The sequence below is a fragment of the Dyadobacter sp. CECT 9275 genome (assembly GCF_907164905.1).
GTDB classification, from domain to species: Bacteria; Bacteroidota; Bacteroidia; order Cytophagales; family Spirosomataceae; genus Dyadobacter; species Dyadobacter helix.
The window spans coordinates 198,130-214,305 of record NZ_CAJRAF010000001.1 but is presented as its reverse complement, the minus strand read 5'-3'; the positions used below and the strand labels follow the sequence as shown (position 1 = coordinate 214,305).

The window sequence follows — 16,176 nt, the reverse complement described above, 5'->3', positions numbered from 1 at the left end:
AACCCTATTCCTTTCCAATAAACATTTTGGCGATCAAAATACATTCATAACTAATCAAATGCCGTAAAGTTATTGGTACTTTATTGGTGTAAAATTGTATTCTAAAAAACCGGAATGGAATGAAATATAGTATGAATCTCCTGTTATGGGGAGACAAGATCGATGACAGCCTTTTCCCCACCCTGGAACTGATCAAAAAAATAGGGTTCGATGGTGTGGAGGTACCCATCTTCAATACAAATCCTGAACACTGGTTCAAATTTCGACAGAAGCTGGATGAAATAGGGCTGGAATGCGAAACAGACACCATTTGCGGTCCAGAGCACCACCTGATCAGCCGCGATCCAAAAATGCGTCGCGCTACGATTGACCACCTTAAAAATTGCCTCGATTGCTCTCTCGTCCTGGGTGCTACCAAACTAATGGGGCCATTCCATTCTGCCTTAGGAGTTTTCACAGGCCAGCCGGCTACAGACGAGGAATGGCAATTCGGTATTGAAGGTATCCGCGAGCTGGCAGATTATGCCGAATCCCTGGATATTACCCTCGGACTGGAATATCTCAACCGTTTTGAGTTATATCTGACCAGCTGCGGCGACGAGCTCATTCGGTTCGTAGACGAGGTAAATCATCCAAGCTGCCGGGTCATGTTTGATACTTTTCATGCCAACATCGAAGAGAAAAACATAGGGGATACCATTCGCAAAGCAGGTGACCGTATCTCATTTATACAGCTATCCGAAAATGACCGCTCCACTCCAGGAAAAGGAAATGTGAATTGGGAGGGCGTTTTTGAGGCGATCAGGGATATCAGGTACGATGGCTGGCTGAGTATAGAAGCTTTCAGTCCGAAACTTCCGGTAGCTAATATATGGCGTAAAATGTTTGAGTCCGAAGAGCAGCTGATGCGCGACGGACTCAATTTTATAAAATCAAACATTTAACAGCCTAAGCCGGGGTTATTTTAAAGTCTTGATATAGGAAAGCAAATCGGCCACCTGCTTGTCGGAATAGTTATCGATCAGCCCTTTTAACATAAACGAACGGCCTCCCAAAAATCCCTGACTTTTGATAGCTCCGGCTTCTATGAACATTTTCCCGCCACCCATAAAAGCCAGGGTGCTGCCCCGGGCATCCTTATTGACCAGATACCCCTCCACGCTGCTGCCATCCTTTTTGGTGATCCTGTATACCGAATACCCGGATTCAACAGCCGCATCCGGATCAAGGATAGCGGTAAGAAGTGCTTCATTTTCACGGGAGGCAGAACCGTCCAGTGCTGGTGCAATCGTTTGCCCATTACCTCCTACCTGGTGACAAGCCAGACAGGTCTGAAACAGTAGCCTGCCGTTCTCCGGATTTCCAGCATTTTTCTGTGCAATGGTCATATATCTGCTGAGCTTCCACTTGAAAGCCTTTTTCTTTTCCTCCTCGCGTTTTTTAACCACGGCCATCATTTCCCGTCCGCGGGGATCCTTTCTGTTCGAGTCGGATATACGTTCAGCAGCCGACAGATCAAAAGCCTGATGGGTGAGTAATTTTTTGCTATACATGTTTAACAGTAATCTGGAACCTTCTCCTGACTCCGAAAGAATCCGGGTGAGATCAGCCTTCTCCGTCATATCAAGGCCAGGAATCCATTTTTCCAGGGCCTTTTGAGCCATTGCGGGGTCTGCTTTTGCCAGGCTGTTAAGTGATTCTGCACGGATATCAAAGCTCAGATCTTTATTCTCAACTGCCTTTGCAAATATGGCCTGATTTGCCTTCGGGTTAATTTCCAGGGCCCGCAAAGCAAGTTTGAAGGTTTTGTCGGGTGTTTCATCGTTAATTAACGCGATGACCGCCTCTCTTCCCTTTTCCATGTTAAAGCGTCCGACGGCATCCAGTGCCAGGTCAACATCAGCCTGAACGCCGCTTTTCATGAGCGAAATCACAGCAGGAAGCAGGATGTCCGCAAGCTCTGGCGACTGAACTTCCGATTGATTTTGCAAAGCAAAATTCAAATAGACGGAAGCGTTACCAGGATCCTGAACAACAGGTTTCACCATTTCATATATATCCTTATTACCAAGCATTTTAGCGATTCCTACAAAAGTAGACTCGTCCAGTTTGGTGATACCGGACTTGGGCCAGAATTGCAGAAACGTCATTTCCTTCTGTGCAGCGGGCAAAGCTTGTATAGCCCATAAAATATGATCAACAGGAATATTCCCCGCGTTGGGCGCATTGATATAGGCCAGAAGTTCAGAAGGATACTGTTCCAGCGCTTTGCGTGCAAGGTATCGTTCAAATCTTCTTTCGTAGGATCCGCCCATTTCGTTGCCTGGCAGTTCCGGCTTGCAGGCCTTCAACAGTACTTCAATGCCGCTTGGGTCTATTGCCGCCGCCTCGGTTAATGTCCGGATCACCTGTGAACGGATTTGCGGATTACCATCCTCGATCAGGTCTTTCACCTTTGCAGATAACTGTGAAGGACTTAATGAAAAGCTCGTCAGTGAACGAATCGCCTCCCGTTTCAGATCCGGCGACGATGATTTCAGAAGTGACGTCATCAGTTGTTCATCATAATGACCCATACCCTCCAGGCACCACAAGGCATGAATCCGCGTCAGCTCATCCAGGGATTCGTCGGCTGCAAAGGCTGTAATTTCAGGAGCAAGCCTTTTGGTTTCCGAGAGCGGGCGATCAGTGATCTGGTGCCATACGGCCCGTTTTTCCCAAAGGGAGGGAGACTTGAGATGGCCTGCCAGCTCCTGGGTTCCCATTTCATAAAAATTCGGAATTTCGCGTGGTTTCTGACTAACATGCCGGATACGCCAGATACGCCCGTGAGTCTTATCCCGGTCGGGATGGGTAGTCGGCAGCTCGTTATGAGAAACAATTTTATTATACCAATCTGCGATGTATAAACAGCCATCCGGGCCAAATTCCATATTAACCGGCCTGAACCAGTCATCCTCAGAAGTCAGCAGGTCTGGCAAATGCTGTGCCCTTACCGTTCCGTCTGCATTACGCACAATTCTGACGGCGTTGATGGTACTGGTTATCGGGTTGGCCAGAAACGCTACATCCTTGTATTCCTTTGGAAAAGATCTTGCAGCATCATCAGCAAAGGCGGTTCCTGATATACCGGTGCCGCCCACACGGAAGTCGTGCAGAGCAGGCACAAAGGGCTGATATGGCCTCAGATGTTCATTTCCGATTCCCGGGAATCCCGACCCTGGCTCCATTGGCGTCACGGAGTATCCCAGATCATTGGCTTCGGAGCCATACCATTGTCCGTTACCACGCAGCTGAAATCCCCATATATTGTTCAGTCCGTTGTTCACCAGTTCCAGTTTGCTGCCATCCAGTGAAAAACGCGCGATTTTACTGTAATCGATTTTTAGTTTTACGTTGCTTTTAAGAGAAGAAACTTCTCCCTTGTTAAGCGCTCCGTGGCTGAAATTGATCCATCCTCCAGGCGCTCTCACCAGCACATGGGCCATGGTATGGGTATCTGTAAAGCCAAAGCCGGTAAACAATGGTGTACGCTGATCCGCCTTTCCGTCTTTGTTGTGATCATTCAGAAAAAAAAGCTCTGAACCCTGCGCTACATACGCTCCGTTTTTATAGGGCAAAATACTCATGGGGATTGTGAGCCCATCAGCCCAGACAGTTGTCTTCACCTGCTCGTCGCCATAAAGATCCGATAGTATCAGAATTTTATCTTTCCCCTTCGTTTTGCCCTGATAAAGAGAAAGGATACGCTGGAAACTGGGATGCTTTTTCTGGGCTTCCTGATCATCCATGAGCCTTAACAAATCGTCCCATTCAATATCAGCCACGGGGTCCAGCGGGTACATCCGGGCTGTTTGTGTCCAGAGCCGGCCTGCGTCATCAAAAGTGAGATCAATGGGATTGACAACACTATCTTTTTCACTGGCAACAAGTTCAATCACAAAGCCCTCTGCGAGTTTGAAACCGGCCTGCTCCTGTTCCGGTGTGTTTACTTTTGTACGAACGGACTGACTTTTATTTTCCTGGGCAACAACCGGTGTCACAAACAAACCGGCAAAAAACAGTACTGCAAGGAATTGGATGGCCTTCATATCTGAAAAAAATTGGATTTCACACTTTAAGAGAAAGGGTACTTCAATATGGCTGTTGTTCAATCAGTGATGACATGCTGCAAATGCCTTACCGTGGACTGAACTCCAGGTCAGACCTTACTAAAATTCCGTAATCACAAGATCTCGAAACGCCACCTGGGCAACGCCACCACTGTGTATCTGAACCGCAATCACCCCTTTTTTGGGTATTTTAGGGTCGGTTTCGGTATAATCGCAGGTTTTCACACCATTGATATAAAGCTCGTGGCGGTTACCCCGGCAACGGATAATGTAACTGTTCCAGCCATTTTCTTTCAGTACATGGCTAAGCGTTGTCAGGTCGCCCCCCACCAGTTTTCCTCTGCGGTGTTCATCGTAGATATCTCCCCAGTAGCCCGTACCAATGTCCGCCTGGTAACCTACCATCTTATCTCCTTCCACAACAGAGCGGTACTGAATTCCGCTGTTGATAAGGCCGGTACTGGCATCTCCTGATAATTTAAACAGACATCTGAATTCAAAATCCGAATACGACTTGGTGGTATACAGGTACGTATTGGCAGGAATCTTGTTAACCCCATCCCCGCTCATGATTGTACTGTCCTTAACATACCATAATTTTTCGTCCGCCGGATTGACCGTTTTCCATCCGGCCAGGGTTTTTCCGTCGAAAAGAGAAGTAACCTTCACAGTGGACTGAGCGGAAAGATCAGTAACGATCATACTCCATGCAACGACCAGCACTGCCCCGCTGAAAAACCGTCTCAAGTACCTTTTTTTTCTTAACCCGGATATTTTCATTTCATATTTGTTTACTTAAAATCCTTTGACCATATAAAAAAGGAAAGCAGGGAAATCTACTGAGATACACGGCCGAGGTAGCAGAAAACAGAACACCTCAGAATAGTTTCAGAATCTGGAGATATTCGATTCTATTCATATTTCAAAAAATAATTTAACGATACCAATCCATTTTCATTTTAATACAGATAAGTGTGGCTGTTCGGTCTGAATTATTTGGTATTAGTCTAAATAGCTATACATTTGCACCCGTTACAGTACCCATTTAGTTTAAAAACGATGAAAATATATCTATCTCTGGTCATACTCCTGCTATCTTTTACAAAACTATATGCCCAGACCGGGCGCATTTCCGGACGTGTTGTCAATGCTTCCGGAGCCGCAGAAGAATCTGTCAACATCATTCTGAAAGGTACTGGCAAAGGTACCCTGACTTCGGCCAATGGCGATTTTGAATTCAGTGCCCTGCCCGCTGGCACCTACCATTTACTGGGCACAGGAATTGGCATTAAACAGATTGAAAAGAAAATTTCTCTGCAAGACGGAGAGACCGTTACCCTGGAACTGACCAGCACCGAGGGTGTTCAGGAACTGCAGACAGTAGAAATTACCGGCCGTAAAGAAACCACCTATAAAAATGACCTGTCATTCATTGCCAGCAAAACGGCAACACCCATTAAAGATGTACCGCAGGCGATCAGCTACATTACCAAAGAAGTAATGCGCGACCAGGGTACTTTCCTGATGGGTGATGCTGTTAAAAACATGAGCGGCGTCAATCAATTCACCTTTTATGACGACCTTACCATACGTGGTTTCAGGATGAACGGGGGAAGCACCACACAGCTTGTGAACGGCCTGCGTACCTTTTCAGGTTTTTGGAAACAGCCGCCTGTAAATTACCTGGAAAGAGTTGAGGTCATTAAGGGAGCGGCATCAGCACTTTATGGAAATACTTCACCGGGAGGAACCATTAACCGGGTTACCAAAAAACCGTTGACAACCGCGCAAAAATCACTGACTTTTACCACAGGAAGCTTTAATACCCTGCGGACTCTCGCTGATTTCACCGGTCCCATGAATGAAAGTAAAACACTTCTGTACCGGCTCAATCTGGGCTATGTAAATGCGCAGGGTTTCCGGAATCTGCAATTTGATAAAAATATCATCGTAGCACCGTCAGTATCCTTCCTGCCCACCGAAAAAACCCGAATTAACTTTGACCTAGTATACAACCGGTCTAACAGCCGCCTCGACCGCGGGCAGTCGGTAAAAGGAAATGACCTTTATTCGAGCTCAATCAGTACTTCACTTAATGCAGTAAATGATTATCTGAATGAAGAGACCTACCTCATTACCACTTCGCTGAACCATCAGTTTACCCAGCATACCTCTTTCAACATTGCTTATCTTCGCACAGGTTATTCGGAGGATCTGCTGGAGCACCGCAGCAGTAATGTAAATGCGGTGGATTCTGCCGGGAAAGCTTTAGAGAATCTGGTGGCCCGGCAAGTGTTTATACGCAAGACCAAGTCATTTATGGATAATGTATCCCTCTTTTTTAATCATAATTTTAACACCGGAATAGCGGAACACAAGCTGGTAGCTGGTTATGACTACATTCAGTCATTCACGCCCAAAGGCTCAGGACAGCAAACCGCTAACGGATACCTGCTGAAAAGCGGAGGAGCCGCTGCCTACAATGCAAAAACGCCTGAAAGGTATCAGTTTTATAATTATACAGAAAACGGCGTAACATACAGTATCCCAAAGCCGAACATTCCTCATTATGACCTTACCCTCCAAAATAATAACATGGAAGATCCTTCCAAGTATATCTTCAATGTGACGGCAAACGCAGCTACTACACCCGTATTTTATAAACTTCATGGCTTATACCTGCAGGAGCAACTGAAAATCAATCGCCTGCAAATTCTGCTCGGACTTCGCCTGGATACTTATGTAGATAAAAAAGGATATACTACCAATACCGAAACCAATGTTACACAGCACGCCTTGCTGCCCCGCATCGGAGCCGTATATTCCCTCTCCAATCATATTAATATTTACGGAACTTATACAAAAGGGTATAATCCGCAGGACGCAACAGTGCAGAGTGATCCGCTTTCCGGCGGCCCTTTTGATCCGATACGCAGCAGCCTTGGTGAAGCAGGCCTTAAAACAGAATGGTTCGACGGCAGGCTTACTGCAAATTTATCAGCTTACCAGATTGAACAAACCAACACGCTCTACTCGGCCAACGCTGTGGACAACCCGAACCTGATGCAGCAGATAGGCAGAGAAAAGGCAAAAGGGGTGGAGTTTGATGTAACAGGAAACATCCTCTCAAATTGGAGTCTCATCCTGACTTACAGCTATAACGATGCAAAAATTACAGATGCAGGTACCAAAGCTACTGACCAGGTACTGGTAAACAAGCAAAAGCCCAATGCTCCTAAAAGCCAGGGAAGCATCTGGACCAAGTACACTTTCACCGCGGAAGCTCTTAAAGGCTTGGGCATAGCGCTGGGCGGAAACTTTGTTACCACCAGGAACCTCTCTTTGAATAATACCCAGACATTGCCCGGCTACGCGCTGCTCAACGGGGCGGTTTACTATAAAATTGACAAATTCCAGGTGCAGGTGAACCTGAACAATTTAGCCAATAAAACACATTGGGTTGGCGGATACGACTACCTGAGGTTGTTCCCCGGGGCTCCAAGAAACTTTATGGCCACCATATCCTATACTTTCTAGCTTTTACACGTAAACCATAATCTGTGAAAAAAACGCTGAAAACTATTGCTTCACAACTGCACTTATGGCTGGGGGTTACCTCCGGCCTTGTGGTTTTTATCGTAGCCATCACAGGAGCTATACTGGTTTTCGAAGAGGAACTTGAGCCTTTGCTATACCCCTCCCTGTACAAAGTCCGGCAGGAGGAAGGTGAAAAGCGGCTTTCCCTGGATCAGCTTATACATACGGTCAAAGCACGCTATCCGGACCATCAGCTCACACGCATTTTCATAGAACCAGACGGACACCGGACCATTATTACAAACCTGAAAAGAAATAAAAAGGATAAGCATCCCCTGGCCGTAGCGATCAATCCTTACACCGGAATAATTACCGCTGAAAGAGAGGAACAATCGGCTTTTTTCCCCGTGGTGCTGCAACTTCACAGATACCTCTGCATGGGAGAAACCGGCAAAGTGATCACCGGTATTTCATGTGTCACGTTTTTATTGGTCATGCTCACAGGCCTCCTGCTGTGGTGGCCAAATCGTAAAAATCGTAAGCATCGGTTCAGGATTAAGTGGAGGGCATCGTTCAAAAGACTGAACTGGGATCTGCACGCCGTTGCAGGCTTTTATGTTTTGCCTTTCATTTTTGTCATTGCCCTGACAGGCCTTGTCTGGAGCTACAAATGGGTTAACAACCTCATATACCTGACATTCGATGGAATGCCTCCGCAAAAAAGAGAGGCGCCCATCAACCTTTCATCCGGCCTCCCCGCAGATTCACACTTTGAAAGAATATTTTCGGAAACCAACCTTTTGTTACCGCATGAGGGGAAAGTAACCTTCACCATGCCCGAGTCTGATAGTTTGGCTATAACGGTATCTAAAAGTGACGATGAAGCGATGATAAGCAACGTAGTCAGTTTTCTTTATTTTGATAAAAACAATGGATCACTGATCTCCGAGCGGCTTTATGAAAATGAGACCAAAGGCTTTAAGGCAAGAAGAGTGGTATTCCCGATACACACTGGCAGTCTGCTGGGCTGGCCAACCAAGCTTCTTGCGCTTCTGGCGGCGCTTGTCGCTGCCACACTTCCGGCAACAGGCCTTTTGATCTGGTGGGGTAAAAGGAAGAAGCGTAAAAGGAACGCCGAAAAATTATCTGTCACGGGCGCAAGAAACACAACCAGGCCACACGTGAGACCGGAAATGAGCTTAAAGAAAACAGTATAATCCAAAGCTCATTTCCGCAGCCCGTTCTTATAGGTATCCTGCACCTAATAAACCTTCGCCAGCAAATGTGGCCGCTCCTTTTCCAGTTTTAATATCATCTCACCGAATAACGTATTCACCCAGGCAAACCATTTCCGGGTAAATTTGGACTGATCATTTTTATCAAATGATTCATGCATAAATCCGGTATGATTGTGCGTACTTTTAAGAAGTTTTAACTGATCCGCTATTTCCTTATCGTCGGTCGAGGTAATGGCTCTGGCAATAATTCCCATCGGCCAGATCTGATCGATCAGGGTATGCGGACTGCCCAGCCCCTCTCCTGCTTTTCCTTTGAAAAAATAGGGATTTGAATCACTCAGGATAAATTTGCGCGTGTTAATATAAACAGGATCCGTCACCGGAACCGCTCCGAGATAAGGCATGCTGATGAGTCCAGGAATTCCGGCATCGTCCATGAGCAGGTAATTACCGAAACCATCTACTTCAAAGGCGTATATCTTCCCAAAAACCGGGTGCGGGTATATCGCATATTTCTTCAACGCTGTTTCTACTTCCTGCGCAAGCGCCTTAAAATCCGAAGCAAGTGTTGAGTCCTTTCCTGTTTTCTCCAGTATCTCGGCAATCTGACGGAAGGATACTACCGCAAAAAAATTGGAGGGAATAAAAAAGGGATATACCGCGGCATCGTCCGAGGGCCGGAAGGTACTGGCAATCAGCCCAACCGGCTTGATAGGATTCCCATAACCATTACCCGGTACCGTATCCGTGGACCAGGCAGTTACCCTCCCGAATTTATAGGGTCCGGGGCCATTCTTACGCTGCTGTTCTTTACAAGTCTGGAGGATGAGTCCGGCTGCCTTTTCCCATTCGGCATCAAAAACAGAAGTATCCCCTGTAATTTTCCAGTAATGATAGGCCAGGCGGATGGTGTAACACAGCGAGTCCAGTTCCCACTTCCGCTCATGCAGCATCGGTTTCATGTCTGTAATATCCTTGGTCCACTCGCTTTCTTTGGGGCGATCATAAAATGCATTGGCATAAGGATCAATCAGGATACACTTTGTTTGCCGGTGTATCAGTCCAGCGACCATGTCTTTCAGCTTGCTATCCTCCTTGAGCAACGCCAGGTACGGCCATACCTGCGCAGAGCTGTCGCGCAGCCACATGGCGTCTATATCTCCGGTGATCACGAAGGTATCCGGTTTCCCGTCGGTGGTTTTGAAATGGACGGTCGTATCAATTGTATTGGGAAAGCAGTTTTCAAAAAGCCAGGCAATTTCCGGGTCCTTGATCACCTTTTTCATTCGGGCGATGGTTGTTTCCACCGCCGGGCTTGTAAAACTGCGTTGCTCCAGCGGGGTTCTTACCACTGGAAAACCAGCAACATTACCTTGCGAAAACGCCCCTTTGGACATCGCTATTCCGGCGGCAGCCAGTGTTCCTGCTTTTATAAATTCTCGGCGTTGTATCATCGGAATGAGTCAATCAAATGATTTATTAAAATTTTTAAAAAAGCAAGTTATACATTTTTCGTCAGGATTTTCACGAGATGATCATACCGATGCCCCATGAAATCCCTCTCCCCCATCCATTCAAAACCTTGTCCTGCATAGAGCCTTCTGGCGTCTGGATTTGCCTGATCGACGATCAGGCCAACTCTTTCGAATCCCAAAGCCGCCGCATGCCCGCAGAATGCAGAGATCAATTTTTTACCTATCCCCTTTCCTTGCCGGTCCGGTTTCACACTGATGCAATCAAGGTAATACTCTCCCGTTTCTGTTTCATCGCCAGGGCTAAATCCCGGCTGTGTTTTCCACAGTTCATTCAGAATGGGCTCCCTGAGTTCATGCAGGCGAGCACCGTCATAACCTGTTATGGAACCGGCCAGGCCGGTTTCGTCTTCGTAAACCAAGGTATTAGCGTAGCTATACTGATTATTATCATCCCTGAAAAAGGTTTCAAAAAAAGGGATAGCATCTTCATACCTGTCAGAGTTGGCAAAAATTCCGGCAATGTGCCCCATGGAAAGGATCATAAGAGCGGCCACTTCCGGGGCGTCGTCGGGTGTTGCGGCGCGTATCGTTTCGTATGATTCCGTCCTATTCATTCTGTTATTTTTAGCCATATTTTGCCAAAAATTGATGTTAAGATTAAAAAAAGGTCAAAATATATTCAGTACCTATCAAATCCCGTAAAGTTTTTAGTATTATTTTGCTTTAAAATTGTATTGTCAAGAAGGCTGTATCTGAAACACGTCTTCAAACAACAAAAACTGCCTGGCTGTTTCTGTTTAATCTCCCAAACCAAATCATAAACCTTTCATTTAAGATGTCTCAGAAAATTAACATTGCGATCGTCGGGCTCGGCTTTGGAGCAGAATTCATTCCAATATATCAAAAACATCCCAATGCCAACATGTACGCCATTTGCCAGCGAACGGAATCCAAGCTCAACGAAACTGGTGATAAGTATGGAATCGACGTCAGGTATACGAGTTATGACGACCTGCTGAATGACCCCAACGTGGATGCGGTACATATTAACTCCCCCATTCCAAACCATGCAGAGCAAACCCTGAAAGCATTACGTGCCGGAAAACATGTGGCCTGCACAGTACCCATGGCCACCAGTGTTGAGGATTGTATCGAGATCGTGAAAACGACACGCGAAACAGGGAAGAAATACATGATGATGGAAACGGTGGTATACGCCCGTGAATTCCTGTTCGTAAAAGAACTATATGAAAAAGGCGAATTGGGTAAAGTTCAGTTTTTGAAAGCAAGCCACCAGCAGGAAATGGAAGGCTGGCCGGATTACTGGCCGGGCCTGCCTCCGATGCATTATGCAACTCACTGCGTGGGGCCTGTTGCCGGCTTGCTCAGGCTGGAAGCAGAATATGTTTCCTGTTTCGGGTCAGGCACCATCAGCGAAGATCTGGTGAAAATACATAACTCCCCTTTTGCTGTGGAATCTGCTCATATCAAATTCAAAGACAGTGACTTATCCGCCTATGTTTATCGTTCCCTTTTTGATACGGCTCGCCAGTATCGTGAAAGTTTTGAGGTTTACGGAAGTAAAAAATCATTTGAATGGCCGCTTATTGAAGGCGAAGATCCGGTGATCCATACGGCCAAAAAACCCGAACATGAAATTCCGGAGCGTGTAAAGACTCCCGATTTCGCACATTATCTGCCCGAGGAAATCCGCCAGTTTACAGGGCACGGGGTATATAATCTGGATGATAACGCCCACCTTTCCTTTGTACAGGGTGGAGGACATGGAGGGTCTCACCCGCATCTTGCGCATGAGTTCATCAGCGCCTTGCTGGAAGACCGTGAGCCTTTCCCAAATGCGTGGCAGTCGGCCAACTGGACCAGCGTTGGTATTTTAGCTCACGAGTCAGCACTACAGGGAGGCGCCATCATCCAGATTCCTGACTTCAAAAGCCTTTAGATAAGTTTCCGGTACTCCTTCCCACGAAAGAGTACCGGAACTATGCAGCACAATATTACACAAGCCGGGTTCTGCCCACAACGTCTTACACTTAACTACCCAATGAAAGCCAAAGCCTTATCTCTTATTTTTGGAATTGTCCTGCTGGGCTGTGCCGTTCAACAGTCTGCACGGAATGCCTCCTCCGCCAACGGATCTTCGCAAGACCTATCGAAACCACGACGCCTGGAAATACTTTTCCTTGGAGATAACGGACATCATAAGCCTTCCGAAAGAGTTCCCCAAATTATGGCGGCACTCGGGCCAAAAGGTTTCAATTTTACCTACACCAGTGATATCAATGACCTGAACCCTGAAACACTCGGTAAATATGATGCACTGATGTTATATGCCAACTGGGACTCCATTGCTGCCCCACAGGCCAAAGCGCTGCTGGATTTTGTGGCAAGCGGCAAGGGTTTTATTCCGGTGCATTGCGCTTCGTATTGCTTCCGTAATAATCCCGAAGTAGTGAAACTCATCGGAGGGCAGTTCTGGAAACATACCTGGGATACCATTCAGCCCGTCTGGACAAAACCGGACCATCCTGCCATTGCGGGTGTAGCGCCATTTAAAACCGTAGATGAAACCTATTTGCATACACTTCTTCAGCCCGACAATATTGTTTTAACCGAACGCCTCATTCAGAAAGATCAGGCAAAGGACAGGCCCGGACAAGAAAAAGAGCCCTATACGTGGGTCCGTACCCATGGGAAAGGCCGTATTTTTTACACTGCCTATGGCCATGATGAACGTACCTGGGCCGTACCGGGGTTCCATGATCTGCTGGAAAAGGGAATACTCTGGGCCGTGAATGAAGAGGCACGCAAAGCATACACCGCCCTGAATCCCCAACCCTTCGCATACCGCGAAGCCAAGCTTCCCAACTATGAGCAACGCCCGGGTCCGCAGCTCCAGCAGTTGCCCCTTTCCCCGGAGGAATCCATCAAGCATATTCAGATACCTGTTGACTTTACCCTGGACGTTTTTGCACATGAGCCGGATGTGATGCACCCGATTGCGATGACATGGGATGAACGCGGGCGGCTGTTCGTACTCATCACCAAAGATTATCCGAATGAAAGAAAGGACACCGGCGGAAGCGACTATATCCTGATCTGCGAGGATACCAACAAGGATGGCAAGGCTGATAAATTTACCCGTTTTGCCGACGGACTAAGTATCCCTACTGGCCTGGTTTTTGCTAATGGCGGGCTCATCGTGTCGCAAGCACCTCACATGCTTTTTCTCCAGGATACCGACGGCGATGACAAGGCTGATGTAAAAAAGATACTTTTTTCAGGATTTGGCACCGGAGATACCCATGCAGGTCCGTCCAATCTCCATTATGGTTTTGATAACTGGGTATATGGTGCGTTGGGTTATTCCGGATTTAAAGGTAAAGTAGGCAAGAGTGATTCTCTGAATTTTGGCCAGGCACTTTTCCGCTTTAAACCGGACGGCACAGATATGGAGGTCATGACCAAAACATCCAACAATACCTGGGGACTGGCTTTTAATGAAGCCGGTGATTTGTTCGGCTCTACGGCCAATAATTCTCATGGCTGGTATTCGGCTATTCCCAACCGCTATTTTGGAAAAAGTACCGTGGATAATGGCGGACGAAGTACTGACACACACAAGGATATGCAGCCGATTACTCCGAAAGTTCGCCAGGTGGACGTTTTCGGCGGATTTACTGCTGCTGCCGGTCATAATTTTTATACTGCACGGGCATTCCCAAAATCTTACTGGAACACCGTTGCGTTCGTTTCCGAACCTACCGGCCATATCCTGCATCAGAACATCATGGTAAAAAAGGGTACCGATTATGAGGACGTCAACGGATTTAACCTGCTTGCTGGTGCCGATGAGTGGGTTTCGCCCGTATTTGCCGAAGTGGGACCCGACGGAGCCGTGTGGGTAGCCGACTGGTACAGCTTTATCATCCAGCACAATCCAACACCGAAAGGATCCGAAAATGGTAAGGGGAATGCCTATGAAACAGATTTGAGGGATTTTACCCACGGCAGGTTGTACCGTATCGGCTGGAAAAAAGCCCCGGCCTATATCCCCGTCTCACTGAGTAAATCTCGGCCAGATGAGCTGGTGGCAACTTTGAAGAACACCAATATGCTATGGCGCCAGCATGCTCAAAGGTTGCTTGTTGAAAGAGGACAAAAAGATGTTGTCCCCAAACTTCTGGAACTGGTGAAGGACAGATCGGTTGATGAAATCGGCCTCAATACGGCCGCCATTCATGCCTTATGGACGCTTGAGGGGTTAGGGGTGATTGCAGACCCGCAAGTTCTGCCCACGGTGAAGGATGCGCTGAAACATCCCTGCGGGGCGGTCAGAAAAACGGCGGTAAAGGTTTTACCACGGAATTCCGACACCGGAAAAACACTTCTTGCAGCTGACGCTCTGCATGACAAGGAACCGCTGGTTGTGCTGAACACCCTGCTGGCATTCATTGATATTCCGCTCAGCACGGAGATTGAAACGGCGGTATTGACTTTGCTGGATACCTATCCTCAGGCCGATGACCGCTGGATGCCCGATGCTTTTGCAGCAGTTCTCAATTCACATAACGGGCAACTACGGGATCAGTACCTTGCCAGGAGGATCAGCCAGGCTGGAAGCGCACCGGCTCACACAATGGGTAACGGCAAAGCAGCAGCCAGCCATGAAGGAATGGACCACAGCCAGCATACCGCAAACAAAATAACCGTCCAGGGAACGGCGGAACTCGCTATTACGAACATTATTCTCGAGCCTTCCAGCCCGTTTGTCCGCGAATATGCAAGGGTAATCGTTGAAATAACCAACCAGGGGAGTGTTGCGGTGGACAAAGGAGTTGTGCCCGTTGTGAACGTCAACATCCGGAGCCGCTCGCTAAACACCAATTACATCAGCCGTCAGCTCATGAACGGTATAGCTCCGGGTGAAACCATCCGGCTTACTGAGGGCAATAACGGGCCATGGAGAAGTAACTTCGGATTCTCTTCGGATGAGGCAGGCAAGGTAACGGTTACAGCCAATATCGACCTTGACAATGTAGTTCCCGAAAAAGACGAAAACCGTAACAATGTGCTGAGCAAAACATTTGAAGTGAAAATGCCAGACCGACTGTCGGACTTCGCATTGGAGCGTGCGGTACGCGGATATACTTCTTACGCAAAAGGCGATGATGTACTTGCGCTCTTAAAAACCTCGCAATCAATGGACTTACAAGGCAGGAACGCCATACTACGCGGGGTTATCAATACCTGGAATCCTAAAAGAAAAGAAACAGCTTCAGAAGCAAACAAAGCTTTGCTAGCTTCACTGAAAACCGAAATACCGACCGACCTGAGTGCCAAATTCACAACGGTCCTCGAATCGTACGGGATCAAAGAAGCTGTTGCTGAGGATCCTAATATTCAGATTGTCCGGATCAAAGCCATTCGGGAAGAAATGAAATTTGATGTGACCGAGTTCAAAGTCGTTGCGGGAAAAACCGTTGAAATTGTATTTGAAAATCCGGACGCGATGCAGCACAATATCGTTGTGGGCAAACCAAAATCTACACCGGTGATCGGAGCGGCAGCAGATAAAATGATTACAGCAAAAGATGGTGCCGAAAAAAACTACGTTCCCAATATTCCCCAGGTAGTAGCTGCAACACCACTGGTTAATCCGGGACAAACTTATCGGCTTAAATTTGTGGTACCGGATCAGCCGGGAGATTATCCGTTTGTCTGTACATTCCCCGGTCACTGGCGCCTCATGTCTGGAGTAATGAAGGTGGTAAAGGAATAAAAACAATCGGTGTA

At 47.2% G+C, this 16,176-nt stretch carries 9 protein-coding genes; 5 read left to right on the top strand and 4 right to left on the bottom strand.

Annotated features, from left to right (window positions below; translation table 11 throughout):
- Positions 1 to 119: 119 nt before the first annotated feature.
- Positions 120 to 944, top strand: a complete 825-nt coding sequence (locus KOE27_RS00765) for a sugar phosphate isomerase/epimerase family protein (protein WP_215236973.1) — start codon at positions 120 to 122, stop codon at positions 942 to 944.
- Between the two features lie 15 nt (positions 945 to 959).
- Here KOE27_RS00765 and KOE27_RS00760 read toward each other — a convergent pair whose 3' ends face one another.
- Together KOE27_RS00760 and KOE27_RS00755 are read right to left on the bottom strand one after the other, a co-directional pair.
- Positions 960 to 4,091: a DUF7133 domain-containing protein gene (locus KOE27_RS00760; RefSeq protein WP_215236972.1), complete on the bottom strand. Its 3,132-nt coding sequence runs from the start codon at positions 4,089 to 4,091 to the stop codon at positions 960 to 962.
- Positions 4,092 to 4,211: 120 nt separating this feature from the next.
- Positions 4,212 to 4,859, bottom strand: coding sequence for a 3-keto-disaccharide hydrolase (locus KOE27_RS00755; RefSeq protein ID WP_229252575.1), 648 nt, complete (start codon positions 4,857 to 4,859; stop codon positions 4,212 to 4,214).
- Between the two features lie 312 nt (positions 4,860 to 5,171).
- Between KOE27_RS00755 and KOE27_RS00750 the strand changes: the two genes are divergently transcribed.
- Both KOE27_RS00750 and KOE27_RS00745 read left to right on the top strand, forming a co-directional pair.
- Positions 5,172 to 7,649, top strand: a complete 2,478-nt coding sequence (locus KOE27_RS00750) for a TonB-dependent receptor (RefSeq protein ID WP_215236970.1) — start codon at positions 5,172 to 5,174, stop codon at positions 7,647 to 7,649.
- A 23-nt stretch (positions 7,650 to 7,672) separates the two neighbouring features.
- Positions 7,673 to 8,866 (top strand): PepSY-associated TM helix domain-containing protein, encoded by a 1,194-nt coding sequence (locus KOE27_RS00745; protein WP_215236969.1) that lies wholly within the window; start codon positions 7,673 to 7,675, stop codon positions 8,864 to 8,866.
- Between the two features lie 44 nt (positions 8,867 to 8,910).
- Here the strand turns inward: KOE27_RS00745 and KOE27_RS00740 are convergent, their stop codons facing one another.
- Both KOE27_RS00740 and KOE27_RS00735 read right to left on the bottom strand, forming a co-directional pair.
- Positions 8,911 to 10,341, bottom strand: a complete 1,431-nt coding sequence (locus KOE27_RS00740) for a glycoside hydrolase family 125 protein (protein WP_215236968.1) — start codon at positions 10,339 to 10,341, stop codon at positions 8,911 to 8,913.
- A gap of 47 nt (positions 10,342 to 10,388) precedes the next feature.
- The gene (locus KOE27_RS00735) at positions 10,389 to 10,976 is read right to left on the bottom strand and encodes a GNAT family N-acetyltransferase (protein WP_215236967.1); all 588 of its coding nucleotides are present in this window, start codon (positions 10,974 to 10,976) and stop codon (positions 10,389 to 10,391) included.
- Positions 10,977 to 11,197: 221 nt separating this feature from the next.
- Here KOE27_RS00735 and KOE27_RS00730 point away from each other — a divergent pair, with 221 nt between their 5' ends.
- Together KOE27_RS00730 and KOE27_RS00725 are read left to right on the top strand one after the other, a co-directional pair.
- Positions 11,198 to 12,322 carry a Gfo/Idh/MocA family protein gene (locus tag KOE27_RS00730; RefSeq protein WP_215236966.1) on the top strand — a complete coding sequence of 375 codons (1,125 nt, stop codon included), beginning with the start codon at positions 11,198 to 11,200 and terminating at the stop codon, positions 12,320 to 12,322.
- Between the two features lie 102 nt (positions 12,323 to 12,424).
- Entirely contained in the window at positions 12,425 to 16,162 is a 3,738-nt protein-coding gene (locus tag KOE27_RS00725; protein WP_215236965.1) for a PVC-type heme-binding CxxCH protein, read from the top strand.
- The last annotated feature ends 14 nt before the right edge of the window (positions 16,163 to 16,176 follow it).

Excerpts from the sequence above, each read along its gene's own strand:
- KOE27_RS00760 (WP_215236972.1), bottom strand. The coding sequence starts at position 4,091 with ATGAAGGCCATCCAATTCCTTGCAGTACTGTTTTTTGCCGGTTTGTTT.
- KOE27_RS00725 (WP_215236965.1), top strand. The coding sequence starts at position 12,425 with ATGAAAGCCAAAGCCTTATCTCTTATTTTTGGAATTGTCCTGCTGGGC.
- KOE27_RS00740 (WP_215236968.1), bottom strand. The coding sequence starts at position 10,341 with ATGATACAACGCCGAGAATTTATAAAAGCAGGAACACTGGCTGCCGCC.
- KOE27_RS00730 (WP_215236966.1), top strand. The coding sequence starts at position 11,198 with ATGTCTCAGAAAATTAACATTGCGATCGTCGGGCTCGGCTTTGGAGCA.
- KOE27_RS00750 (WP_215236970.1), top strand. The coding sequence starts at position 5,172 with ATGAAAATATATCTATCTCTGGTCATACTCCTGCTATCTTTTACAAAA.
- KOE27_RS00765 (WP_215236973.1), top strand. The coding sequence starts at position 120 with ATGAAATATAGTATGAATCTCCTGTTATGGGGAGACAAGATCGATGAC.
- KOE27_RS00735 (WP_215236967.1), bottom strand. The coding sequence starts at position 10,976 with ATGAATAGGACGGAATCATACGAAACGATACGCGCCGCAACACCCGAC.